Annotated in this window: 29 protein-coding genes; 27 read left to right on the forward strand and 2 right to left on the reverse strand. The window is 27.1% G+C overall.

What is annotated here, in order from left to right:
• Window positions 1-4: 4 nt before the first annotated feature.
• Genes rffA through BM227_RS00155 form a run of 16 tightly spaced genes read left to right on the forward strand, consistent with a single transcriptional unit; the run spans window position 5 to window position 15,373 of the window.
• Window positions 5-1,144 (forward strand): dTDP-4-amino-4,6-dideoxygalactose transaminase, encoded by a 1,140-nt coding sequence (gene rffA, locus BM227_RS00080; protein WP_092909669.1) that lies wholly within the window; start codon window positions 5-7, stop codon window positions 1,142-1,144.
• Window positions 1,128-1,673 (forward strand): serine O-acetyltransferase, encoded by a 546-nt coding sequence (locus tag BM227_RS00085; RefSeq protein WP_092909671.1) that lies wholly within the window; start codon window positions 1,128-1,130, stop codon window positions 1,671-1,673. Before rffA ends, BM227_RS00085 begins: the two co-directional genes overlap by 17 nt.
• Before the next feature lies 1 nt (window position 1,674).
• The gene (locus BM227_RS00090; RefSeq protein ID WP_092909676.1) at window positions 1,675-3,114 is read left to right on the forward strand and encodes an MOP flippase family protein; all 1,440 of its coding nucleotides are present in this window, start codon (window positions 1,675-1,677) and stop codon (window positions 3,112-3,114) included.
• Window positions 3,111-4,475, forward strand: a complete 1,365-nt coding sequence (locus BM227_RS00095; protein ID WP_092909680.1) for a hypothetical protein — start codon at window positions 3,111-3,113, stop codon at window positions 4,473-4,475. Before BM227_RS00090 ends, BM227_RS00095 begins: the two co-directional genes overlap by 4 nt.
• Before the next feature lie 2 nt (window positions 4,476-4,477).
• On the forward strand, window positions 4,478-4,951 hold the full coding sequence (locus BM227_RS00100) for an acyltransferase (protein ID WP_092909682.1): 474 nt from the start codon (window positions 4,478-4,480) through the stop codon (window positions 4,949-4,951).
• Complete coding sequence (locus tag BM227_RS00105; protein ID WP_092909685.1) at window positions 4,944-5,816, forward strand: sulfotransferase family protein; 873 nt, start codon at window positions 4,944-4,946, stop codon at window positions 5,814-5,816. Before BM227_RS00100 ends, BM227_RS00105 begins: the two co-directional genes overlap by 8 nt.
• Window positions 5,816-6,712, forward strand: a complete 897-nt coding sequence (locus BM227_RS00110) for a polysaccharide deacetylase family protein (RefSeq protein ID WP_092909689.1) — start codon at window positions 5,816-5,818, stop codon at window positions 6,710-6,712. The genes BM227_RS00105 and BM227_RS00110 overlap by 1 nt, the downstream gene beginning before the upstream one ends.
• A 24-nt stretch (window positions 6,713-6,736) precedes the next feature.
• Window positions 6,737-7,876, forward strand: coding sequence for a glycosyltransferase (locus tag BM227_RS00115; RefSeq protein WP_092909691.1), 1,140 nt, complete (start codon window positions 6,737-6,739; stop codon window positions 7,874-7,876).
• Window positions 7,873-8,718 carry a hypothetical protein gene (locus BM227_RS00120; RefSeq protein ID WP_092909693.1) on the forward strand — a complete coding sequence of 282 codons (846 nt, stop codon included), beginning with the start codon at window positions 7,873-7,875 and terminating at the stop codon, window positions 8,716-8,718. The genes BM227_RS00115 and BM227_RS00120 overlap by 4 nt, the downstream gene beginning before the upstream one ends.
• On the forward strand, window positions 8,709-9,242 hold the full coding sequence (locus BM227_RS00125; RefSeq protein WP_092909696.1) for an acyltransferase: 534 nt from the start codon (window positions 8,709-8,711) through the stop codon (window positions 9,240-9,242). The genes BM227_RS00120 and BM227_RS00125 overlap by 10 nt, the downstream gene beginning before the upstream one ends.
• Window positions 9,239-10,354, forward strand: coding sequence for a glycosyltransferase (locus BM227_RS00130; RefSeq protein ID WP_177201932.1), 1,116 nt, complete (start codon window positions 9,239-9,241; stop codon window positions 10,352-10,354). Before BM227_RS00125 ends, BM227_RS00130 begins: the two co-directional genes overlap by 4 nt.
• Window positions 10,347-11,435, forward strand: a complete 1,089-nt coding sequence (locus tag BM227_RS00135; protein ID WP_092909700.1) for a glycosyltransferase — start codon at window positions 10,347-10,349, stop codon at window positions 11,433-11,435. Before BM227_RS00130 ends, BM227_RS00135 begins: the two co-directional genes overlap by 8 nt.
• Entirely contained in the window at window positions 11,432-12,598 is a 1,167-nt protein-coding gene (locus BM227_RS00140; RefSeq protein WP_092909703.1) for a glycosyltransferase, read from the forward strand. The genes BM227_RS00135 and BM227_RS00140 overlap by 4 nt, the downstream gene beginning before the upstream one ends.
• Window positions 12,595-13,743, forward strand: a complete 1,149-nt coding sequence (locus BM227_RS00145; protein WP_092909706.1) for a hypothetical protein — start codon at window positions 12,595-12,597, stop codon at window positions 13,741-13,743. Before BM227_RS00140 ends, BM227_RS00145 begins: the two co-directional genes overlap by 4 nt.
• A 2-nt stretch (window positions 13,744-13,745) precedes the next feature.
• The gene (locus BM227_RS00150; protein ID WP_092909708.1) at window positions 13,746-14,630 is read left to right on the forward strand and encodes a glycosyltransferase family 2 protein; all 885 of its coding nucleotides are present in this window, start codon (window positions 13,746-13,748) and stop codon (window positions 14,628-14,630) included.
• Window positions 14,630-15,373: a glycosyltransferase family 2 protein gene (locus BM227_RS00155; protein WP_092909711.1), complete on the forward strand. Its 744-nt coding sequence runs from the start codon at window positions 14,630-14,632 to the stop codon at window positions 15,371-15,373. Before BM227_RS00150 ends, BM227_RS00155 begins: the two co-directional genes overlap by 1 nt.
• Here the strand turns inward: BM227_RS00155 and BM227_RS00160 are convergent.
• Window positions 15,370-16,296 carry a sugar transferase gene (locus BM227_RS00160; RefSeq protein ID WP_092909713.1) on the reverse strand — a complete coding sequence of 309 codons (927 nt, stop codon included), beginning with the start codon at window positions 16,294-16,296 and terminating at the stop codon, window positions 15,370-15,372. The genes BM227_RS00155 and BM227_RS00160 overlap by 4 nt on opposite strands.
• Before the next feature lie 118 nt (window positions 16,297-16,414).
• On the opposite strand from BM227_RS00160, the gene gmd reads away from it, so the two are divergent.
• From gmd to BM227_RS00185, 5 genes are all read left to right on the forward strand, one after another.
• Window positions 16,415-17,296, forward strand: coding sequence for a GDP-mannose 4,6-dehydratase (gmd, locus tag BM227_RS00165; protein ID WP_425431702.1), 882 nt, complete (start codon window positions 16,415-16,417; stop codon window positions 17,294-17,296).
• Between the two features lie 14 nt (window positions 17,297-17,310).
• A complete protein-coding gene (locus BM227_RS00170; RefSeq protein WP_092909715.1) occupies window positions 17,311-18,465 on the forward strand; it encodes a GDP-L-fucose synthase family protein in 1,155 nt (384 codons plus the stop codon).
• 189 nt (window positions 18,466-18,654) lie between these two features.
• Window positions 18,655-19,041, forward strand: coding sequence for a hypothetical protein (locus BM227_RS00175; RefSeq protein WP_092909718.1), 387 nt, complete (start codon window positions 18,655-18,657; stop codon window positions 19,039-19,041).
• 11 nt (window positions 19,042-19,052) lie between these two features.
• Window positions 19,053-20,087 (forward strand): ATP-binding protein, encoded by a 1,035-nt coding sequence (locus tag BM227_RS00180; protein ID WP_092909720.1) that lies wholly within the window; start codon window positions 19,053-19,055, stop codon window positions 20,085-20,087.
• A 91-nt stretch (window positions 20,088-20,178) separates the two neighbouring features.
• Entirely contained in the window at window positions 20,179-21,243 is a 1,065-nt protein-coding gene (locus tag BM227_RS00185) for an ATP-binding protein (RefSeq protein WP_092909723.1), read from the forward strand.
• Between the two features lie 33 nt (window positions 21,244-21,276).
• On the opposite strand, the gene BM227_RS00190 is transcribed toward BM227_RS00185, so the two are convergent.
• Entirely contained in the window at window positions 21,277-22,458 is a 1,182-nt protein-coding gene (locus BM227_RS00190) for an AAA family ATPase (RefSeq protein ID WP_092909726.1), read from the reverse strand.
• 171 nt (window positions 22,459-22,629) lie between these two features.
• Between BM227_RS00190 and BM227_RS00195 the strand changes: the two genes are divergently transcribed.
• The 6 genes from BM227_RS00195 to BM227_RS00220 all read left to right on the forward strand — a co-directional run bounded on the left by BM227_RS00195 (window position 22,630) and on the right by BM227_RS00220 (window position 24,459).
• Window positions 22,630-22,830 (forward strand): hypothetical protein, encoded by a 201-nt coding sequence (locus BM227_RS00195; RefSeq protein WP_092909728.1) that lies wholly within the window; start codon window positions 22,630-22,632, stop codon window positions 22,828-22,830.
• Window positions 22,831-22,890: 60 nt separating this feature from the next.
• Entirely contained in the window at window positions 22,891-23,115 is a 225-nt protein-coding gene (locus tag BM227_RS00200) for a hypothetical protein (RefSeq protein ID WP_092909731.1), read from the forward strand.
• A complete protein-coding gene (locus BM227_RS12660) occupies window positions 23,105-23,320 on the forward strand; it encodes a PIN domain-containing protein (protein WP_092909734.1) in 216 nt (71 codons plus the stop codon). The genes BM227_RS00200 and BM227_RS12660 overlap by 11 nt, the downstream gene beginning before the upstream one ends.
• Window positions 23,310-23,519, forward strand: coding sequence for a PIN domain-containing protein (locus tag BM227_RS13295; RefSeq protein WP_092909737.1), 210 nt, complete (start codon window positions 23,310-23,312; stop codon window positions 23,517-23,519). The genes BM227_RS12660 and BM227_RS13295 overlap by 11 nt, the downstream gene beginning before the upstream one ends.
• A 158-nt stretch (window positions 23,520-23,677) precedes the next feature.
• Window positions 23,678-23,968: a nucleotidyltransferase domain-containing protein gene (locus BM227_RS00215; RefSeq protein WP_092909740.1), complete on the forward strand. Its 291-nt coding sequence runs from the start codon at window positions 23,678-23,680 to the stop codon at window positions 23,966-23,968.
• Complete coding sequence (locus tag BM227_RS00220) at window positions 23,965-24,459, forward strand: hypothetical protein (RefSeq protein WP_092909742.1); 495 nt, start codon at window positions 23,965-23,967, stop codon at window positions 24,457-24,459. Before BM227_RS00215 ends, BM227_RS00220 begins: the two co-directional genes overlap by 4 nt.
• The last annotated feature ends 73 nt before the right edge of the window (window positions 24,460-24,532 follow it).

A 24,532-nucleotide genomic window follows, 5' to 3' on the forward strand; every position in this document is an offset into this window, starting at 1 on the left:
AAAAATGATTCCATTCAATAAATCACCATACACAGGCAATGAAGATAAATATGTTTTAGAGTCTTTGCATAGTTCTAAAATTAGTGGCGATGGAATTTTTAGTAAAAAATGCCAAAGTTGGTTTGAAGAAAAATTAAAATGTAAAAAAGCTCTTTTAACTCCATCTTGTACTCACGCTTTAGAAATGGCTGCAATGCTCATAAACATTCAACCTGGTGATGAAGTTATTATGCCATCATATACATTTGTATCTACTGCAAATGCTTTTGTGTTAAGGGGAGCTAAAGTTGTTTTTGTAGATATTCGACCAGATACTCTAAACATAGATGAAACAAAGATAGAATCTGCTATTACAGAGAAAACTAAAGCCATAGTTCCAGTACATTATGCTGGTGTTGGTTGCAAGATGGATGCTATTATGAAGATAGCAGATATATACAATCTTTTTGTCATAGAAGATGCTGCTCAAGGCATGATGAGTAGTTACAAAGGTAAACCATTGGGAACTATAGGGCATTTAGGAGCTTTTAGTTTTCACGAAACAAAGAACTATACGAGTGGTGGTGAAGGTGGTTTGCTTATCATAAATGATGATCGTTTTAAAGAAAGAGCAGAGATTATTCGAGAAAAAGGAACAAATAGAAGCCAATTTTTCAGAGGGATGGTAGATAAATACTCTTGGGTAGATATAGGAAGCAGTTATCTTATGAATGATATTAGTGCTTCTTATCTTTGGGGTCAGTTAGAAAAAGCTGATGAGATAAATAACAATAGACTTGAAAGTTGGAAAATGTACTATGAAGGACTAAAAAGTTTAGAATATGATGGCTTTTTAGAGTTGCCAGTTATTCCACAAGAGTGTATTCATAATGCTCATATGTTTTACATTAAAGTTAAAGATTTAAGAACCAGAACAGATCTTTTGGAACATCTAAAATCTAAAGGTATTAATGCTGTGTTTCATTATGTACCTTTACATAGTAGTGAAGCAGGCAAAAGATTTGGTAGATTTAATGGAGTTGATGAGTTTACTACTAAAGAGAGTGAAAGATTGATAAGGTTGCCTATGTATTATGAACTTAAAGCAAAAGACGTAGAAAGAGTAATAGACGTTATAAAGGATTTTTATGATAAAAAGTTATGAAAAATTTAAAGAATATATAAATGAAGATGAAAAAGTTAATTTTGGTAAATCCCTTTCTTTTAAAGAAAAAATATTTAATAATAAATATAAATTACTACTACTACTACTACGATATTGTAACTTTATGATCAATAAAAAAGATAAGAATTTAGTAGAAAAGATAGCTTTTAAGATAGCATTAAAATTTTATAATCATTACAAACATAAGTTTAATATAGAAATAAAACCTAAAGTAAAAATAGGGAAAGGTTTTAGAATACCACATCCAATAGGTATAGTCATAAACTCCAATGCTAAAATTGGAGATTACTTTACAATTTTACAAAATGTTACTATTGGCAATAAGAGAGAAATTGATGATGTAGCTGTTATTGGTAATAATGTTTCAATTGGTGCTGGTGCAGTTGTTGTTGGTAAGGTGAAAATAGGTAATTATGTAGAAATTGGAGCAAATGCGGTAGTTGTTAAAAATGTGCCTGATAACTGTATAGTAGCTGGAGTTCCGGCCAAAATAATCAAACAAAAATAAAATGTCATTAAAACGAAAAACTATAAGTGGCTTAAAGTGGACATCGCTTTCTAGCATATTTACTGCAGGAATATCTTTTTTACAGTTAATCATTTTGGCTCGTATTTTAGGACCTGAAGTTTATGGGATTATGGCTATACTTATGGTTATCATTGGATTTGCAAATCTTTTTGTAGATTTAGGAATTAGTAGGATTATCATACATAAACAAGATAATATTACTCAAAATGAACTTCATTCAATGTATTGGATGAATGTATTTTTAGCACTGTTTATGTATTTAGTTATATATTTGTTATCTCCATTTATTGCACATTTTTATGCAAATATTCAAAATCTTGAAATTTATATTAGATTAATTGCAGTTACATTTATATTTAGTTCGTTTGCAATGCAGTATGTTGTTTTATTTCAAAAAGAGATGGAGTTTAAAGTTATTGAAGTTGCAAATATGATAAAAGTACTTGCAAATTTTTTAATTGCACTATTTTTAGCTCTTAATGATTTTGGCGTTTTAGCATTAATTTACTCGACTATACTCTCTTCTCTTCTTTATAGCATTATTATAGTTTTTAAGGGAATGAAGTATCATAAGATAAAATTTTATTTTAATTTTTCAGAAATAAAAGATGCTATGAAGTTTGGACTATATTTTTCTGGTAGTAAAATAATAGGTTCCATTACGGGATCTTTAGATGTTATTCTTATAGGTAAGTTTTTTTCTCAAGAAGTTTTAGGAGTTTATAACATAGGCAAAAAACTTATTTTTCAAATTTTATCTATTATGATGCCAATTATACAAAAGATCATTTATCCTTTGCTTGGAAAACTGCAACAAAATAGAGATAAACTAAAGATTATTTATATAAAGGTTATATCTATTATCTCTTTTATAGTGATTCCAGTATATTTTTTATTTTTTATTTTAGCTGATGATATAGTTTTTATCTTTTTAGGTAGTGACTGGATAAATGCAAGTAACATTATAAAAGGTTTTGTGATTTATGCAATTTTTGTAGCTATAGGAACGCCTATAGGTAGTTTATTGACAGCTACAGGGAAAGTTAAGATAGGGTTTTATTGGAATATTTACAGCTTAATAGTAAGTTTTTTAGTTGTCTATTTATCTGTAAATAGTGGAAACATAAATTATGTACCTATTGGTTATTCTGTACTTGTAGTTTTAAACTTGATAGTAAATTATTTATTTGTTATTAAAAAAGTTATTGATACGACTTTTTTTGAGTATTATAAAAATATTTTTTTAAATATATTTATAGGACTAATAGTATCGTCTTTTGTCTATTTGATAAAGTATAAATTTACTAGTAGTTTATTTACTATTATAATAATATATATTATTTATATAGTATTATATCTTATTTTAGTATATTTAATTAATAATAATATATTCAAGTATATCAAGGAGATTAAAAATTGAAGCAAATAATAAAAAGAATCTTGCTTGCAATTGTGCAAAAAGGGTATTTGAATTTTATTGCTAGAAATTTAAAACTAAAGTTTTATAAAGAACTTGAAATTAAAAAAGTACCATTAATAAGAGATGTTTTATATACCTATTATGAAAGTATACTTAATAGAAAACATATAAATTGTGATGAAGATTTAGAGAGTCAACCAAGAGTGTTTTTTCTTACAAATATCTTTCCCTTATGGGAAAAAAGTACAAGTAATTTTTTGAAAATAAATGCAGATATAGCTAATGTTTATATAAAAAATGGAATAGAAGTGAATTTTATATTAGCTAATCATTCTCATCTTTCATATTTAACAAATAGAGGAATTAAATGGAAAGATTTTATGAATGTAGATTATGAACAAATAGAAAATAAAATTAAAGAAGATCTTTATAATATGTATAAAATTGAGAGGGATAAAGTTAAGGTACATATATTAAATAAAAATAATGGAAATATAAAATTAAAAGATTATATAGAAAATGTCATTAACTTTTTTAATAGTTTAAATTTAACGAAAAAAGATATAGTAGTGTTTAGTGGAGGTAAATGTAAATCTGATTTGCTTCAAATAATTATGCCTAAGTTATGTTCAAAAAAAATATATTTAACTACAGGGGCAAAAGAAGAGGTAGAATGTAGCAATTATGATTATGTATTAACTTCCAACAGTAATTTGCTAAACAAATATAAAAATGCAATACTGCCAATCAATGTAAACTTTTCACCTTTTAAATGGGAAGAAGATGAAAATATCTCTAATAAAGAAAAGATAATAATTGAAAGTTTAGAAAAAGAAAGTATTATATTTGTATCGTCTAAACAACGATATGCCGATAGTATAGATAACAAATATATAGATATATTAAATAACATTATGTTGAAGCATAATAATTTATATTTAATCTTGATAGGTGATAGCAAAGAAAGAATATTATCAATATTAGAAAATAAAATTGAATTTAATAGTAATAGAATCATTTGTATAGAATTTATAAATAGTTTATATACTTTTTTCAAAGAGTTAAATAATAATAATTTTAAAACTTTATATATCTTACCAAGAATTACAGGTAGTGGAGTTAGTAATTTAATGGCTGCTTGTGCTAAAATTCCAACAACAATTTTTAAAGGTAATGATGCTGATGGAAACTGGATACCTTCTAAATATTTTGTAGAAACAAAGGAAGAGTACATAAATCAGATAGAAGAGTTTATAAAAGATGAGAAAAAAATAGAAGAGTTTATAAATGATTTTGAAAAGTTTAGAAGAGAAAAACAAAAAATTGGTGAAAAGTTTTATTTGGAGTTATTAAAAGGATAATTATGAATTTATTAGAATATATATGGAAACAATATAACTATAAATGGCTACTTCCTTTTAGAAAATTAAAATTTTATATGATAGGGTCTAAAGTTGGAAAAGTAAAAATTTATGGAAAAGTAAAGGTTGGTGGTTGGTATCATAATATTACTATTGAAGATAATGTAACATTGAATGAGGGTGTTTATTTACAAGCAAGAGAAAAGATTATAATTAAAAAGAATAGTAGAATTTCTTCTTTTGTAAAGATTTATACAGCTAAACTTACTGTAGAATCTTCTAGAAAACATATAAGTAAACCAGTAGTCATTGAAGAAAATGTATGGATTGGTAGTGGTGCAATCATATTGTCTGGAGTAAAGATAGGAAAAAATAGTATTATTGGAGCAGGTTCAGTTGTCTCAAAAAATGTAGAAGCAAATAGTTTTTATGCTGGAAACCCTGCAAAAAAAATAAAGGATTTAGAAATTGAATAAGTTACCAAGTTTTATTTTAGTTGGAAGTGCAAAATGTGGAACAAGCTTTTTATTAAAATATTTAAGGCAACATCCTGACATATTTTTACCAAGAACAAATGAATTATATTTTCATTCTAGTTTTAAAGACTATAATGGTCCATTTGATAAACCATATGAAAAAAAAGTTACTAAAACATTTGATGATTATAAAAAAAATTTTGAAAAAGCTAATGACAGACAAATAATAGGAGAATTTGCTACAGATTATTTATATGCTTATGAAAATTCAATTGAAAGTATTAAAAAGTTTATTGGTGATCCTAAGATTTTAATTATTTTAAGAAACCCTATAGATAGAACTTTTTCTCATTATAAACATATGCTTAGTAAGTTTGAAGAACCATTAAGTTTTTTTAATGCATTGAACGCACAAGAAGAAAGAAGAAAAAAAGGATGGAGATGGGTTTATCAGTATAGTAGAATAAGTTCATATTATGAACAAGTAAAGGCTTATTTAGAAAATTTTAAAAATGTAAAAGTCATAGTTTATGAAGACTTAAGAGACAACCCTGAACAAACTATAGATGAGATTTATGAATTTTTAAAAGTTAAGAAAATTCACTTTGAAAATATTAGTGAAAAAGTAAATGTAAAAAAGATTCAAAAAAATAGGCATATTGCTCATATAGGCTCAATCATTTCTAAAATTGAAAAAGTACTTTATAAAAAATCTTTATTAGGCGGATACATAATAAGTAAAAATGAAATAAAAATATCATTAAGTACTTTAGAAAAAACAACTTTATATGAGGATAGATTTAAAACTGATATAGCAAAACTGGAAAGTTTACTAAATCGTGATTTATCAATTTGGAGATATTAATGAGTAGTTTTATTTTTAATTTGTTTCCTATGTATTTTATAAAATTTAATCCTATTTTGCTTTATCATTCATTAGGTAAAAATAGTAATTTTGAAAAAAATATTGATCATGTAGATCTTGAAGTCTTGGATTCAACTTTGAAAACTATGAAAAAATATTTTAAGTTTGTATTTATAGATGAGTACATAACTGCTAAAGATAAAAGCAAGCTAGGTGTAATTACTATTGATGATGGATACAAAAATGTAATCGATGAAGCATTACAAGTTTTTGAATACCAAAATATTCCTATTACTATATTTATAAACTCTTCTACATTTGAAGGGAAAATTTTCTGGAGAGATAAAATAAGATATATTATAGATAATCATTTGGAAAAGGAGTTTATTAGTAATTCTAAATTAGGTAATGTAAAAAATTTTTATAGAGATACAAAATCTCCAAATATCAATAGTGCTATAGTAGATAAAAAACTAGATCTGTTTTTTGAACAAAATAATATAAAAATTGAACAAAGTTTATGTTTTAATAGTAAAAAATATTTAATAAAGCATCCATTAATTATGTATGGCAATCATACATATTCTCATTATGTATTGTCATCTCTTACAAAAGATGAGCAGTATATTGAAATAAGTAAAACAAAATTATTTTTACAAAAACAAGATATTAATTTATCAAATGTATTTTCTATTCCATTTGGTGGTATTGATACGTATAATCAAGATACTGTTGATATAGTCAAAGATTTAGGCTATAAGTCTATGCTTTTATCAAGAAGTAGATTGAATAATCCAACAAAAGATACTTTTTTTATTGAAAGGATTATGTTGAAAGATAATGATTTAAGTTTTATTAAAAAAGCATATTTTTTAAGTCTAATTAAAGATGATTAATTATTATAAAGGATGTTTTAAATAATGAAAATAACATACATAGCAAACTCATCAGTTCCATCAACAAGTGCAAATAGTGTTCATGTAATGAAAATGTGTGAAGCATTTAAAAAGAATGGAATCAATATAAAACTGGTTACTCCAGATAAAGGAGAAAAAGAGTTATTAAAAAATTTAAATGAATATGAGTTCTATGGTATCACATATAAATTTCCTATTAAATTTTATAAAATGTTTTTTAACTCAATGAGAGGTATAAAAGTTTATTTATATTATTTATATGTGGTTTGGAAAGAGTACAAAGATGCAGATATTATTTTTACAAGAGAACCAATAGCTTCATTTTTTTGTATACTTTTTAGAAAAAAACATATTTTAGAATTACATGGTCAATTAAAGTTTGTTTCATATAAATTATTTAAATTATTTAAATTATTTAAATTATTTAAATCAAGATATATGTTAAATATAATTGTAATATCTACACCACTGAAAGATATATATTTAAAAGATTTTGATATAGATGAAAATAAAATAAATGTTTTACCTGATGGTGTAACAGTTGAAAATTTTACAAATATAAGTAAAAAGCAATTGCTTAAAAGTGATATTAACATAGGGTACACAGGAAGTTTATATAAAGGTAGAGGTATAGATATCATTTTACATATTGCAAGCAATCTAACTGAAATTAATTTTAATATATACGGGGGCGAAAAAGAGCAGATAAATTATTGGAGAGATTATTGCAAAAAAAATTGCCTGAAAAATGTAGTATTTTTCGGTCATATACCAAATAAAGATATTCCCAAAGTACTGTGTAATCAAGATATTTTATTAATGCCATATCAAAAAAAAGTTCAAACAAGAGGAATTCAAAACACATCATCTTGGATGTCTCCTATGAAAATGTTTGAATATATGGCAAGTGGAAGAATTGTTGTTTCTTCAGATTTACCAGTATTACGAGAAGTTTTAAATGAAAAAAATGCATATTTAGTTGCTCCAGACGATAAAGACGAGTGGGTAAATATGATTAAATATATTCTTGAGAATAGAGAAGAAGGCATAAAAAAAGCAGAACAAGCTAAAATTGATGTTTTAAAATATACTTGGCAAAATAGAGCTAAAACCATAGTAGATTCTATAAAAGGGAAATTATGAAAACTATTGTATCAATTACATCACTTGAAAGAAGTGGCTCTACAATACTTGATCTAAGCCTATCTAAACATCCTAAAATGATTAGTTTTGGAGAAGTTTGGAGAACCTTGTCTCCTGGTAGAAGTATAGACAGGGTTAAAAATATGGATTGTAATTGTGGTCATAAAGTAAAAGATTGTGAGTTTTGGAGTAAAGTTTTTGAACAAATAGAAAGAGAAAAGTCAATAAAATGGATTGAGAGATATTACATTTTTTTAGAAATATTTTATAGTTTTTATGGAGATGATTTTATTCCTATAGACTCATCAAAATTCTTAAGGGCTATTGAAAAGTTTAAGTTGTTAGATGATTACCAAGTAAAAACAATTTTTACAATTAGAGATGTTAGAGGTTGGACATATTCCATTAAGCTATCTGAAAAAAGAAAGAAAGAGATGCCTTTAAAGCTTATTTTTGATTTTAATGAATTTAAATGGCAATGGAAAGCATACATAAGATATAATTTTCTTAGAAAAGTACCTGGATGGCTCTCTTATGAGTGGATGTATAGAAATAGAAAGATATTAAAATTTTTAGAAAAAAATAACTATAATTATCTAAAAATAAGTTACGAAGAATTAAACTTTAATGATAAAGTTTTTGATAAAATATTTAATTTTATTGGTTTAAATAATACTGTTTTGCAGAACTCAAAAGCTCATATTGTTGATGGAAATAGAACAGCATTTTCTAAAGATTTATCTCTAAGATATGATTTAAAGTGGTTAAGAGATAAGCCTATTAATATAATGTTACCTCAAGTAGGATATTTTAATAAAAAATATGTCTGGGAATGGGACTGATGATATATAAATTAATTAATAATTTAAGGTTTTTTAAGAAAAATAATATCTATATTTCAAAATCAGCTAATATAAGCTTATTGACAAAAGTTAGAGTTTTAAAAGAAGGCAAAATTAAAATAGGTAGTAATAGTAAAATTTATGAAAACTGTTTAATAGATGCAGGAAAATCGAAATTAATTATAGGAAATAATGTAAAAATTCATAGATTGTGTACATTGAGTGCAGGTAAATATTCAAGATTAATAATAGGAGATAATGTATTAATTGCAGAAAAGACTTCAATTTTTGCTTCTAATCATCAGTTTAAAGAAAAAAATATTTTAATAAATCAAAGAGGAGTAATTTCAAAGGGCATAGTAATTGAAGATGATGTATGGATAGGAGTAAACTGTATAATTTTAGATGGAGTAAAAATTGCTAAGGGATGTGTTATAGGGGGGGGAAGTGTGGTAACTAAGAATACTGAGCCATATGGTATATATGTAGGCAATCCTGCAAGAAAAATAGGAGAAAGGGTTTGAAAATTTCTATATTTATTCCTTCTTTTGAAACAGGAGGTGTAGAAAATAATGTTATATTATATTCAAAAATTTTTGTAGAAAATTCTATTGAAACTGAACTAGTATATGTAAGAGCAGTTGAAAAGAAATTAAGTAAAGTAGATGAAAAAGTAAAAAAAATTAAAATTGGTAAAAAGATAAATATACCGTTTATTCATCCAAGAGTTTTAGACTCTTTAAGTTTAATTTGGGACTATTATAGATATTTAAAAAATAATGAGGTATTAATTTTTTCATTTCAAAATAGTGTTGTAGCTATTATTCTGGCAAAATTAACAAGGAGAAAAATAATTATAAGAGTTGCTAATCATCCAAATAGTGCAAAAATTGAAAAATCTTTTACTGTAAAACTATCTAATTTTTTAAAAAAGGTAATTTATAAATATGCAAATTTGATCATTACAAATTCTGAAGTTACAGCACAAGCCTTAAAACAAATTACAAAAAATAATAATGTAAAAACAATATATAATCCATCTTATTCTCTAGATCTTATAAGTAAAAGTAAAGAGGATATAGTGGATGAAAAATTTAATAATATAATCGGATCAAAAATTATAGCAGTTGGAAGATTAGTAATTCAAAAAGATTTCATAACTTTACTAAAAGCATTCAAAATCGTAAAAGAAAAAATCAATGATGCAAACTTAATAATAATCGGTGAAGGAAGCGAAAGATTAAAAATAGAAAAGTTAATAAAAGAACTAAATTTATATGATGTATATTTACTTGGATTTCAAGACAATCCACATAAATATGTTTCAAAAAGTGATTTATTTGTGTTAAGTTCATTATATGAAGGCTTGCCAAATGCATTAATTGAAGCTATTGGAGTTGGAACACCTGCAGTTTCAACAAATTGTTTAAGTGGACCTAGTGAAATATTACTTGATGGAAGAGGTGGAGATTTGGTAGAAGTAGGAAATTATAAAGCTTTAGCAAAATGTATAATTAAAAATTTAGAGGATAGAGATTATGCTATATCAAAATGGAAAATTGCATATGACAATTTAGATAGATTTTCTTATGATAATATAAAAAATAAATTACTTGAAATTATAAAAAATGTATAAGAAAGAAGTAATATTTTTTCATCCTTATTTTAGTGATGGGGGTGTTGAAAGAACAAATTTAACTTTAGCAAAAGGTTTAATTGAAAATAATTATAAAGTAACATTTTTAACAACAAATTTTACAAATCATTTTTTAAAAGAGATTGAAGGTATTGGAATCAATTTTGTATCTTTAGGAAATAAATCTGTTTCAAGAGCCATTTTTGATATTAAAAATTTTTTAGATAAAAAACAAGAAAAAGTTTATTTTATAAGTTGTCAATATTATGTAAATGTAATAAGTATGATAGTCTCTAAAATAGTAAAAAATAGAAATAATATAAAATTTATAAATTTTGAAAGAAATCATTTAGACGAATTTAAATATAAAGAAGGAATAAAAAATAAATTAATTCCATTATTTGTAAAAAAACTGTATAAAAATTCGGATGTCATTTTAGCGAATTCTAAAGAAACTGCTAATGATTTACAAAGGTTTATAGATAAAAAAGTAGAATATGTATATAATCCTACAATCAATAAGAGATTAGATTTTTTAAAAGATGAAAATATTTGTGAAGAATGGTTTTTAAAAGATAATAGACCCTTTGTTTTAGGAATTGGTAGGTTAGCGATTCAAAAGGATTTTCAAACACTTATAAAAGCATTTAAACTTTTTAATGAAAACAAGAATTATAGACTAATTATTTTAGGTGATGGTGAGTTGAGAAATAAACTTCAAGAAGTGGCAATAAATTTAGGCATAAAAAATGATGTTTTTATGCCAGGTTTTGTAAAAAATCCTTATAAATTTTTAATAAAAGCTGATTTATTTGTATTAAGCTCATTATATGAAGGTCTTCCCAATGTTCTTATAGAGGCATTATATGTAGGTTCTAAAGTATTATCTACTAATTGTAAAAGTGGTCCAAAAGAGATTTTATTAAATGATGATAGATTTTTATGTAATGTTGGAGATGTTAATGGTATGGCAAATAAAATGAAATTTTTAGTTAAAAATGAGATTAAAAGAGATTTTAGTTTAGAAAGATTTAAGTATGAAAATGTAATAGAAAAATTTATTAAGGTTATTGAACAATGAAGAAAATAGTTTTTTGGGCACCATATTTTAAGAAAGTAGGAACAATAAAAGCTACAATTCATAGTGCCAAGTCTTTAAGAAAATACGGAAATTATGACATAGATTTAATAAAGGTTTATAAAGAATGGGAAGAATATAAAGAAGAATGTAAAAATTTTAATATTATTGATTTTAAATTACAAAAAGTTTTTCCAAAATTGCCTTTAAATGATTTAGGGTATAGGTTTTCAATGCTATTTATTATATTATTTTCTCTTCCTAAATTAATAAATTATTTTAATAGAAAAAAACCAGATGTTGTATTTTCATATTTACAAGGTTTTACTCCATTATTAGCTAAAAGTTTATCACATCATAAGTTTAAATTGATTGTAAGTATTCAAGGATTACCAAGTTTTTTGGCTAAAGAGGAAACAATAAAAACTTATCCAGTTTATAAAAAAATAGAAAATGAAATAAGAAAATTTGTTTGGAAGAGGTTATATAAAAATGCTGATTATATTATAACTCTTACGGAAAATACTAAAATTAATTTAGAAAAATTTTTAGATACTAAAAATATAAAATATATTCCCAACCCTGTTATTAATGAAGAAGAAGTTTTAAAAAAAGCTAACGAACCACTAAAGGATGAACTTTTTATAAAAAATGAATATATATTGGGAATTGGTAGATTATCTGTTCAAAAAAATTTTGCTACTTTAATAAAAGCCTTTAAAATAGTTAGTAAAAAATTTCCTGATTTAAAATTGATCATTTTAGGAGAAGGAGAATTAAAAAAAGAACTAGAAAGGTTAATTGATGAATTAGAATTAATTAATAGAGTTATTTTATATGGATTTGTTGGTAATCCTTTTAATATTTTAAAAAATGCGAAGATATTTGTACTTAGCTCTTTATGGGAAGATCAAGGTCATGCTTTGGTTGAGGCTGCATATTTAAAAATTCCTTGTGTTTCTACTAAGTGTCCAAGTGGGCAAGAAGAGCTTTTATCTTATGGAGAAGCAGGTTACTTATGTAATATAGGTGATGAAAAAAATATGGCAGATAAAATTTTAGAAGCTTTAAATAGTAATAATAAAGAAAAGATAGAACTAGCTTATAAAAACTCATTGCAGTTTAGTGGTAAAAGCTTTTATGAAAATATAAAGGGTTTGATTTGAATATAGCTATAAAAGCAAAGTATTTTAATTTTAAAATCCTTAATTCCTATAGAAAAATTAATATTAAAAGAGCTGATGAATTTATATTATTTTTTTTGATATTTAGCTCTCCTATAGGATTTAGATTTTTACCTTTTGGTTTAGTGCATATTGCATTTATAGTTGGGGTAATTTATTTATTAGTTAGAATATATTCTACACGCAGTTTAATAGTGTTTGATAAAGTACAATTTTATTTTTTTTTATATGTTATTTATTTTGTTGTTGATCAAATATTAGTTAATGGTTCTTTTAAGCATGTTTTGAATTTACTTATAAGTTATTTATATTTTTTTCTTATAGTTAATATAGGTATTTACATTGATAGAAATAGAATTATTTGTTTATTCAATAAAGCTATTTCATATTTACTGTTATTTTTTTTAGTTGAAGTTATCTATAGATATTTACATCCAGGTGGAGGTGACTTTTTACATAAGTTTAAAGAAAATAGTTTGTTTTTTATGGATTCAAATTTTGCGGGATTAGATTTAATTTTATTGTATTTTTTATTAATTTTAATAAGAAATAAAAGATCTGGTATTTATAGGAAAGCTGTATTTATTTTCAATATTCTTTCTTTATCTAGGGCAAGTATCATTTCTTCTATTTTCTGGAAATATTTTTTTAAAAAAATAAAAAGTCCAAATCAAGTATTTAAATATGCTATTATAGCAATAGTATTATTAGTAATTTTTGTAATATATTTTTATGATACTATAACGCATGATGGTAGTTTAAGAAGCAAATTTATTTTTACCGAACAAGCATTTAATTTTATTCAAGCAATTCCAACAGAAAAGATATTATTAGGGTATGGTGCCAATAGTAGCATAGAATTATTTGGACACTTTCTACATAATTATGTTTTAGTGTATGTAATAGATCAGGGTATTATAGGATTATTTTTAATTTTTGTATTTCACTATGTTCTTGCCAAGCAGACAAATGGAATGTGGTTAATAGTATTTTTACCTTATTTGATGGTAGCTATGTCAGTTGTAAGTTATGCTAGCCATGTAGTTTATATGGCTGCTGGTTTAGTGTATCTTTTATTTGTAAATAAAAATAAAATAAAATTTATTGTATATAAAAAAGGATATTGAAAATGAAAGTAGATTTGGTAATAGCTACATATAATAGAGCTAGTTTTTTAAAACAAACATTAGATAATGTATTAGAATATCAAAATGAATTAAATAAAATCTTTGTTATTAATAATAATTCTCAGGATAATACTATGGATATTTTGATAGAGTATGAAAAAAAAAGTCCTAAAATTAAAGTTTTTAATATGGATAAAAATTTAGGAGCACCAGGAGGTAAAAATATTGGTCTAAAAGAAAGCAAAGCAGATGTAGTTATAGTATTAGATGATGATGCAATTTTTTGTTCATATAATCCTATAAAAGAAATTATAAATATTTTTAAGCAAGAAAAAGATCTAGGAATTATTCAATTTAAAATTATCAACTATCAAACAAAAAAAATACTCAATTATGAGTTCCCTGGCAAACTTCCTGAAAAAAATGGAGATAAAGAATTTTATACAGGATATTTTATAGGTGCTGGACATGCTATTAAGAGAGAAATGCTAGAAAAGGTTGGATATTATCCGGATGACTTTTTTTATGCACATGAAGAACTTGACTTAAGTTATAGAGCTATAAATAATGGATATAAAATAAAATATTATCCAAAAGTAGCTATCTATCATAAAAAGGCTCCTGGAGGTAGATTGTCTCCAAAAGAAGTAATAAAGCATAATTTTAGAAATAGATTAATAATGAATTACAAATATTTACCACTAAAATATCGCATAATAAATAATTCTTTATGGTTTTTGAAAACACTAAAAGATTCAAAAAATTTGTTAATACCTTTAAAGGCTATAGTAGAATATATTCAAATAAAAGATGATTTAAAGATAAATAAACTTAAAGAAAAAGCTATTGATTATTGTAGGCAATATAATGGAAGGCTATATTACTAATGAATTTAGTTTCCGTAATTACACCATCTTACAACTCATCAAAATTTATTGCTAAAACAATTGAATCTGTTTTAAACCAAACCTATCAAAATTGGGAAATGATTATAGTTGATGATGTTTCATCTGATAATTCAAATGAAATTATTGAAGGATATAGAAAAAAAGATAACCGTATTAAATTAATTAAATTAGAAAAAAATAGTGGTCCAGCAATAGCAAGAAATATAGGGATAAAAAAAGCAAAAGGAAGATTTATTGCATTTTTAGATAGTGATGATATTTGGTTACCACAAAAATTACAAAAACAAATTGATTTTATGATAACTAATGATTTAAGCCTAACTTATAGTGCTTATGATACTATAGATGAAATAGGAAATAAAATTAACACTAGATATATTAAAGAGTATATTACATATACTGATATGTTAAAAACAAATCATATAGGTAATCTTACAGGAATATATGATAGTAAAAAAATAGGTAAGTTTTATATGGATAATGTTGGACATGAAGATTATACTTTATGGTTGAAAATAATGAATAATATAAAAGAGACTAAAGGTTTAAATGAGCCTTTGGCTCAATATAGAATAATATCTAATTCAATATCTGCAAATAAACTTAAAGTAATAAAATGGCAGTGGAATATATATAGAAATATTTTGAATTTAAGTTTATTAAAAAGTAGTTATTATTTTGTATATTATATTTTTAATGCTATTAAAAAAAGAAAAGCTTAAACCCCCTTTTTCCCAATAACCGTCATAGCTGTCATCCAAACTATTTTAAGTTCAAGCAAAATGTTCCAGTATTTGATGTAGTAAAGATCATACATTAACTTTTGCTTAGCATCTTCACCATTTTCTCCATAGGGGTACATTACCTGTGCCCACCCTGTAACTCCTGGTCTTACCAAGTGTCTTTCATTGTAGTAAGGTATGATCTTTTCAAATTGATCTGTCCAGTACTTTCTTTCTGGTCTTGGACCTATGAGATGTATTTCACCTTTTAAGATGTTCCACATTTGAGGCAGTTCATCTAGTCTGGTTTTTCGCATAACTGCTCCCCACTTAAATACTCTAGGATCATCCTTGCTTGCAAATTTTGGTATGCCTTTTTCTGCATCTGGAACCATACTGCGAAACTTAATGCAAACAAACTCTTTGCCATTTAGCCCAACTCTTTTTTGTTTAAAGAGAATTGGACCATCTGGAGACTCTTTTTTTATGCGGTAGGCACAGTAGATCATAACAGGCCAAGAGAAGAAAAAGAGCCAAAAGATCCCAAAAAAGTCTATTGCTCTTTTTTGAATGTATTGCCATTTGGTGTATGGTTTTATGTTTTCTAAAAAGCTTATATCTGTATGATCTTCTGGAATGTAGCATTTTTGCATATGTTTTTCTAAAAAGTGTTCTATGGAGATGAAAGATACACCTTTTAACTCTAAGTTTGTTAGGTAAGTTATGAGTTTGTCTGGAATAGATTCAGAGGTGTTTAGAATGATGAGTTTTCTGTTTTTGTTTTCCAGAGCTTTTTCAATGGCTTCTATGACATCTTCGCTATTTTTCTCTTTATATGGAATATTTGTAATATCTTGAAATTTTTTTTTAAGATTCTCTAGCTCATACTCTGTAAATTTATACTTATTACCTAGAACTATCATACAGAATTACCTTTTGTTTAGAGTAGTGTAATTATAATGATCTTATTTGAATGTTTAGTTAATTTAACTCTTCAAGCTATTTCAAGTCAAACTTAATGAGATCTATAACCTAGCAGCTATGAGCCACGTTGCTGTAAGCTTTGAAACACCAGAGTATGTGGCAAATGCTGACGGTACAGGAACTTTGCGAATTCTTGAAGCTGTACGTCTGCTGGGTTTGACTGACAAGACACGTGTTTACCAAGCCTCAACTTCAGAACTCTACGGAAAAGTACAAGAGATTCCTCAAACTGAAAAGACACCATTTTACCCACGCTCTCCATATGCTGTAGCTAAAATGTATGCTTACTGGATCACAGTTAACTATCGTGAAGCTTACAATATGTTTGCTTGTAACGGGATTTTGTTTAACCACGAATCACCAGTGCGAGGTGAAACATTTGTTACCCGTAAGATCACCCGTGCGGCGGCTAAAATAGCACTTGGATTGCAAGATAAACTCTACCTTGGAAACTTAGATGCAAAACGTGATTGGGGTCATGCAAAAGATTATGTAAGAATGATGTGGATGATTTTGCAAGCTGATGAGCCAGAAGATTGGGTAATTGCAACAGGCAAGACAACATCTGTTAGAGACTTTGTAAAGATGGCATTTGGGTATTTGGGTGTAGAATTGAGGTTTGAGGGTGAAGGGATTGATGAAGTTGGGATTATAGATAGTGTAGATACGAAAAGATTAAATGAATTAAACCTAAATCCTAAATCCTCAAACCTAAATCCTGGCAATATTGTAGTAGCTGTAGATCCTCGTTACTTCCGTCCGACTGAAGTAGATCTACTCATAGGTGATCCTACTAAAGCAAAAGAGAAACTTGGCTGGGAGCCACAATATACTCTAAATGAGCTTGTAGATGAGATGATGGCAAGTGATTTGAAGCTTATGAAGAAGGATGAGTACTTAAAAGATGGTGGTTATACCATTATGAACTACTTTGAGTAGAAGGTAGTGTAAATATGAATAAGCAAAGCAAAATTTTTGTAGCTGGTGGAACAGGGTTGGTAGGAAGTGCGATTGTTAAAAATTTGTTGGAAAAAGGCTATACAAACATAGTAGCAAATTATCACAATCGTACTCCAGATAACTCAACATTCAAAACAGAATCTATTGTTTGGAAAAAGTTAGACCTTTTAGACCCAATTGCTGTGGCAGAATTTTTTGAATCTGAAAAGCCAGAATATGTTTTTCTAGCCGCTGCAAAAGTTGGCGGTATTGTGGCAAATAATACTTACAGAGCTGAGTTTATTTATGAAAATCTGCAAATTCAAAATAATGTCATTCACCAAAGCTACTTAAATGGTGTAAAAAAGCTTATGTTTTTAGGCTCTACCTGCATCTACCCAAAAAACTGCCCACAGCCTATGAAAGAGGAGTACCTTTTAACAAGTGAGTTGGAATATACTAACGAGCCATACGCCATAGCTAAGATAGCCGGCATCAAGATGTGCGAAAGCTACAATTTGCAATATGGTACAAACTACATTTCAGTAATGCCTACAAACCTCTACGGACCAAATGATAACTTTGACCTTGAAAAGAGTCATGTTCTACCAGCTCTTATAAGAAAGATTCATTTGGGTAAAGCTTTAGAAAAGAATAACTGGGAAACAATAAGAGAAGATCTAAACAAGTTACCAATAGAAGGCATAGATGGCAATGCAAGTGAAGAAGAGATACTTAAGATTTTAGAGAAATATGGAATAAAAAAATTCAACATTCAAAATTCAACATTCAAAATTAACATAGAAATCTGGGGTTCTGGAAAACCGATGCGAGAATTCCTTTGGAGTGAAGATATGGCAGATGCCTGTGTTTACCTAATGGAAAATATCGATGTCAAAGATTTAGACAATAATCTCAACCCTCAATCCTCAACCCCCAATCCTCACTTCCTAAACATAGGCACAGGAAAAGATATATCTATTAAAGATTTGGCATATTTAATAAAAGAGATAGTAGGTTTTAAAGGAGAGTTCTACTTCAACACTCAAAAACCTGACGGAACAATGAAAAAACTAACAGATCCATCAAAGCTAAACAGCCTAGGCTGGAGACACTCTGTAGAGTTAAAAGAGGGCATTGAGAGAATTTACAACTGGTACCACCAATAATCGGGTCAGAGCTTTACTTTTTCTGGGACTCTTGTGCTTGCATTCTCTGTGAGAAAGTCCCAACCCCTAATAGGGGATGCGACTTCAGTCGCACAATTTATGCTTTAAATATTGAATTACCGTGATGGAGCTTGCTTTATTAACCCCCTTTTGTTAAAATAGTTTATAAATCAAAAAGTTGGAGAAAAAATGCACTATACAGTACCAAGAGAGCTTTTTGAAGATTTGGTAAAAAGTGTAGGTAAAGAGAGTGCAGAGAAGTTTGTAAATGCTATAGAGATATTTTTAGAAACAATTCAAAAAGAGAGCCAAAAAGAGATAAGTGAGAAGAAAGAGACATTAAAAGCGGAACTATATAATGAATTGAGAAGTGAGCTTGCAACCAAAGAGTTTGTAAGAGCAGAGATAAATGAAGTAAGGGCAGAGATAAATGAAGTAAGAGCAGAGATAAGTGAAGTGCGTTCAGAGATAAAACAAAATAATCTATTACTAAAAGTTTTAATAGGTATATCAATATTTGCTTTGACTATTTTTAATCCTAATTTTGTAACGCTTATTGAAAAAATAGTGAAGTAAAGGAAAAACAGATGCTAAAAAAACTTCCAATAGGCATACAGACATTCAGTCATATAAGAGAAGAGAACTATATTTATGTAGATAAAACAGAAGATGCTTTGGAAGTAATAGAGAATTATAAATATGCTTTTTTGTCTCGACCAAGAAGATTTGGTAAGAGCCTTTTTTTAGATACTCTAAGAAATATTTTTGAAGGAAAAAGAGAGCTTTTTGAAGGGCTCTATATTTACGATAAATGGGATTGGAGCATAAAGTATCCTGTTATTAAGATCAGTTGGGATGGTAGAAATAGAAGTATAGAAGATTTAAAACTAAATACAGAAAAATTTATTAGAGATAATCAAGAAAAATTAGGCATTAAATGTGAAGCTCCATTGAGTCATCCTACTTGCTTTGCAGAATTAATAGAAAAAGCTTGTAAAAAATATAACCAAAAAGTGGTAGTACTTATAGATGAGTACGATAAGCCAATCTTAGATGTCATAGAAGATAAAGAGCAAGCAAAAGAGCATAGAGAGTATATAAAAGGTCTATACTCAACATTAAAAGGGGTAGATGAGTACATACGCTTTGCATTCCTAACCGGTGTAAGTAAATTCTCTAAAGCAAGTATCTTTAGTGGTTTAAATAATTTAGAGGATATTTCACTAACTCCAAAGTTTGGCAATATCTGTGGTTATACTCAAAACGATCTTGAAACAACTTTTAAAGAGTATCTGCAAGATGCAAATATGCAAAAGATAAAAGAGTGGTACAATGGCTACAACTTTTTAAAAGATAATCTCTATAATCCATTTGATATTTTACAGTTTATTAGAAATGATAAAGTATTTAAAAACTATTGGTTTAAAAGTGCAACTCCAACATTTCTAATCAAATTAATTGAGAAAAACAACTACTTTTTACCAAAACTTTCAAACTTGGTAGTTGGTGAAGAGTTGGTTGATAGTTTTGATATTGAAAATATAAGTTTAGAAACGTTGAGCGGGTCAGAGGTTTACTTTTTACTAAAAAGTATCAATTTAAATCGTACTTTACGATTATAATCTCTTATGTAAAGTTGGCTTTAGCCGACAAGAGCATTTTATTTTGATATAATTTTTGAAAAACAAAATAGCAAGCTATCAAAGGGACAAAATGCAAAACATACTTTTTAGAGAAGAAAGATTGATTGACAGAGAAGAAGAGAGAAGGTATATAAAAGATTGGTTTGAGAAGGTACCAAAAGAGATACTCTGGATCTATGGACCAAAGTCAACCGGTAAAACTACCATAATAGAGTACATAGTAGAGAATGAACTCTTTGATGATTTTAAACTATTTAAGAGTGAAAAGTATAATGTTAAATATATAAACTTTAGACAAAAACTTTTTGGAAATTACGACTCATTTATAAATTCTATGACATCAACTATAGATGCATCTTCATATAGCTTAACCGCTTCATTTAACTTGGGCTTTTTTAAGATAGAATCGAAGCTTTATGAAGATATAAAAGCAAAAAATGTAGATCTCTTTGATGTTCTTTTTGATGAGCTAAAACAGAGTGGTAAGAGAAATGTACTTATATTTGATGAGATTCAGAGTTTAGAGAATATCTATGTAGATAAAGAGAGAGAACTTCTGCACGAGTTTTTGAACTTTTGTGTAAGACTTACAAAAGAGACACACCTGTCTCACGTTGTACTGCTAAGCTCAAATACAATCTTCATAAACAAGATCTACAACAATGCAAAACTTAAAGTTACAAGCAAATTTTACAAGATAGATCATCTAAGTTTCAATGTAGTAAAAGAGTGGTTGAGTGATGAAGGTTTCAGTAGTGATGATATAGATCTGATCTATGACTATCTTGGCGGAAGTATTGCTCATATTCAAAGATTGATGAGAGAAAAAGAGTGGCAAAAAGAGAAGAGTTTAAAAGAGTTATTAGATGAGATGGTGCAGTTTGCCTGGAGTGAAGTAAATCTATTCTTAGAGTATAGTAAAAAGATAGACAGAGATGAGAAAAAGTATTTTTATGAAATAATTAAAGATATTTTGAATAAAGGTTACTATATTAAAACAAAAGATGATGATAAAATCATATCTGTCATAGAAAAATTTTGTGAGATAGAGATACTCTTCTTTGAGCCGTCAAATAATAGGGTCTATGCCAACAGCAGAGTTTATGAAAAAGCATTTGAGAGGTTTATAAAATAAGTAGGTCAGAGCTTTACTTTTAACCAAAATAATTTAATACAAAAATCCAAATAACCAAAGAGGGATTCTGTTTTTAAAACCTATTTCAATATCATCTGCTACTATGAAGGAGTTTTGCAAATCTTTTATTTGGTTGAATCTTTTGTTTTTGCCACCTATCTCGAAAATGTATTTATCATCAACCAAAAAATCTCCTTTTTTTGGAATCTCTATCTTGTGTTGAAAAATCATAGACCTAAAGAATACCTCTCTGATGGTTCCAATGTTAGGTGTATCACAATAGGCATAATGCAGGTTTGTATTGTTAAAATATATCTTATCCGGTTTTGCAAAGATATTATCGCTTTTTGATTTTGGTCGAATAATTGTGATTATTTTTGCTTTATGCAGATAATCTAAGTATCTGTATAGAGTTCTGTAATCTTTACCCATATTCATTTTACCTAAGAGTTCATTGATATTTGGGGTGTATGGAACACTCTCGCAAAGAATCAATAAAAGTTTTTTTAAGCTTTTGATGTTTTGATATTCGATATTAAAAATTGAGGGTATATCAACTTCTAATACGGTATTTATAGTCTCATTTAGTTTTATTTGATAGTTTGAGTATTTGTCAAAATAAAATGGGTAGTATCCATACTGTAGATACTCTTGAAATACTTTTGGTGTGTAGTATTTGGATAGATCGTAGGCGATATCTATGTGATGAGATAGGATATCCTCCAAGGAGTAAGTCTTTATTTGATTACCAGATTTCAACTCTAAAAACTCTCTAAAACTTAAGCCCTCTATCTCATAAATTACAACCCTTCGGCTCAAATCTGCCTTTGAATTATCAATCCTCAAAGCACTGCTACCGCTAAAGATAACTTCCAACTCTAAAAAATCATATATCTTTTTTAATTCAAGTTCAAAACCTACAAATTTGTGTATCTCGTCTATTATGAGCAGTTCTCCTCCTTCACTCTCGAAGCTTTTGGCTATGTCAAACAAAGAGTCTATTTTGATAGCATCAGCACTTATGTATAATTTTTTAGACATAGGCAGAGGATTCTCTTTTAGGTATTGTAGTAAAAAAGTTGTTTTACCTGCTCCCCTTGCACCGATGATTCCTGTCAATCTGTCAAAATTAATTTTATAAAAAAAGTATCTTTTGTATTGAGTTTTTACTTTTTTGAGCAAAAGTTTTTGCAATTCTCGTATTTCATCAAGCATAATATTCCCTATAAATTTGATATATATATCAAAAAAAGCATATCATAATTTGATATACATATCAATAAAATAAAGCAGGGTCAGAGCTTTACTTTTTTAGAAATTTGCTTTATTAACACCCTTTTGTTAAAATAGTTTATAAATCAAAAATTTGGAGAGCTTTTTGAAGATTTGGTAAAAAGTGTAGGTAAAGAGAGTGCAGAGAAGTTTATAAACGCTATAGAGAAATTTTTAGAGGTAATTCAAAAAGAGAGTCACGGTAATTCAAAATTAAGCATAAATTGTGCGACTGAAGTCGCATCCCCGATTGGGGTCGGGACTTTCTCACAGAGAGTGCAAGCACAAGAGTCCAACAAAAATGTTGTAGTTTGATTTAAGATAGGTATATTGTAGTTCTATATTACAATAGTTAAAACAGATAAAGGAGTAACAATGTATGCGGTGGAATTTGAAGCCAATATTAGAAATGGGGTGGTTGAAATACCTCAAGATGTGAAAGATTTAGGGGATATTCGGAAAGCTAAATTTATAATGATGTTTGAAAAAGAAGCAAAAAAGAAAGCGGTAAGAAAAGAAGAAAAGAAAGAAAAAATGAGTGCTATTTCTATTGATACCATAGGTTTTAAATTTAATAGAGAAGAAGCTCATGAGAGATAAAGCTTTTTTAGATTCAAATATTATATTGTACTCCTATTCAAGAACAGAATATGATAAAAATAAAATTGCTAATGAGCTTATATTTTCAATTGAATATACCTTGATATCTACTCAAGTTATCAATGAGATTACAAATATTTTATATAAAAAGTTTAAAATAGATACTGAAAGTATAAAAAATGTGATATTGGAGATTGGTAAATAATCTTGAGATTGTTAGTTTTTCTTTAGATACACAGATTAAGGCTATAGATATTAAAGAAAAATATAAACTTCAATATTATGACTCTTTAATTTTAGCGACTGCATTAGAAAATGGTTGCAATATTCTTTATAGTGAAGACATGCAACACAATCAAATCATAGAAAATCAACTCAAAATCATAAATCCTTTTATATGTTAAATAGGTTAGAGCTTTAAGTTTTTCATCTTTTGTTATAATATTCTCAAAAGATAAAAGAGTGGTACAATGGCTATAACTTTTTAAAAGATGATGTCTATAACTCTTTTGATATGGAAAATAAAAGTAAAGTTTTTAATATGGTTTAAAAGGTGGTTTGAATGAGATTAACACAACATGAGATTAGATCAATAAAAAAAGCTTTTGAAGAAGTATTTGAAGGTGGTAAAATTTATCTTTTTGGGTCTCGTGTAGATGATACAAAAAGGGGTGGGGATATAGATTTATATTTAGTTCCATCTAAAAAATTTGATGATGAGAGAGAACGAAAAATAAAATTTCTTATAAAACTTGATGAATATATTGGTGAACAAAAAATTGATGTAATTTTAGCAAAAGATAAAAATAGACTAATAGAGCAAGAAGCATTAAGATATGGAGTAGAATTATGAGAAATATAAAGCAAACTTTTATAGAAAAGTTACATGAGTGTAATCAGCATAAAAAAAGATTATTAAAAGCAAAGAGCTATTTGAAAGATATAATGCCATTAGATATAGATAGATATAATACTCTTAATGAAGTACAAATGAGCTTTATAGATCAGATGATCTTTAGATTTTCAAAGCTTCAAGATACAATGGGGGAGAAAATATTTCCTAATATTTTAGAACTGCTTGGAGAAGATATTAAAAAACTAACTTTTATAGATAGATTAAATCGTCTTGAGGAGCTTGAACTTTTGTATAAAGATGAGTGGATGAGTTTAAGAAAAGATAGAAATGAGATAGCTCATGAATATAGTTTTAATCAAGATGAAGTAGTAGATGGTATAAATTTAATTTTTGACAGAACAGATGATTTATTAAAAATTTATCAAGATATATATAGGTATTGTTTTGAAAAATTTGAATTTGTAAAAGAATCTAAGATATTGGAGTAAAGCGGGTCAGAGGTTTACTTTTTCAGGTTGGTGTTTTAAGTTTTTTATCTTTTGTTATAATATTCTTAAAAGA

It is taken from the genome of Hydrogenimonas thermophila, from assembly GCF_900115615.1.
GTDB classification, from domain to species: Bacteria; Campylobacterota; Campylobacteria; order Campylobacterales; family Hydrogenimonadaceae; genus Hydrogenimonas; species Hydrogenimonas thermophila.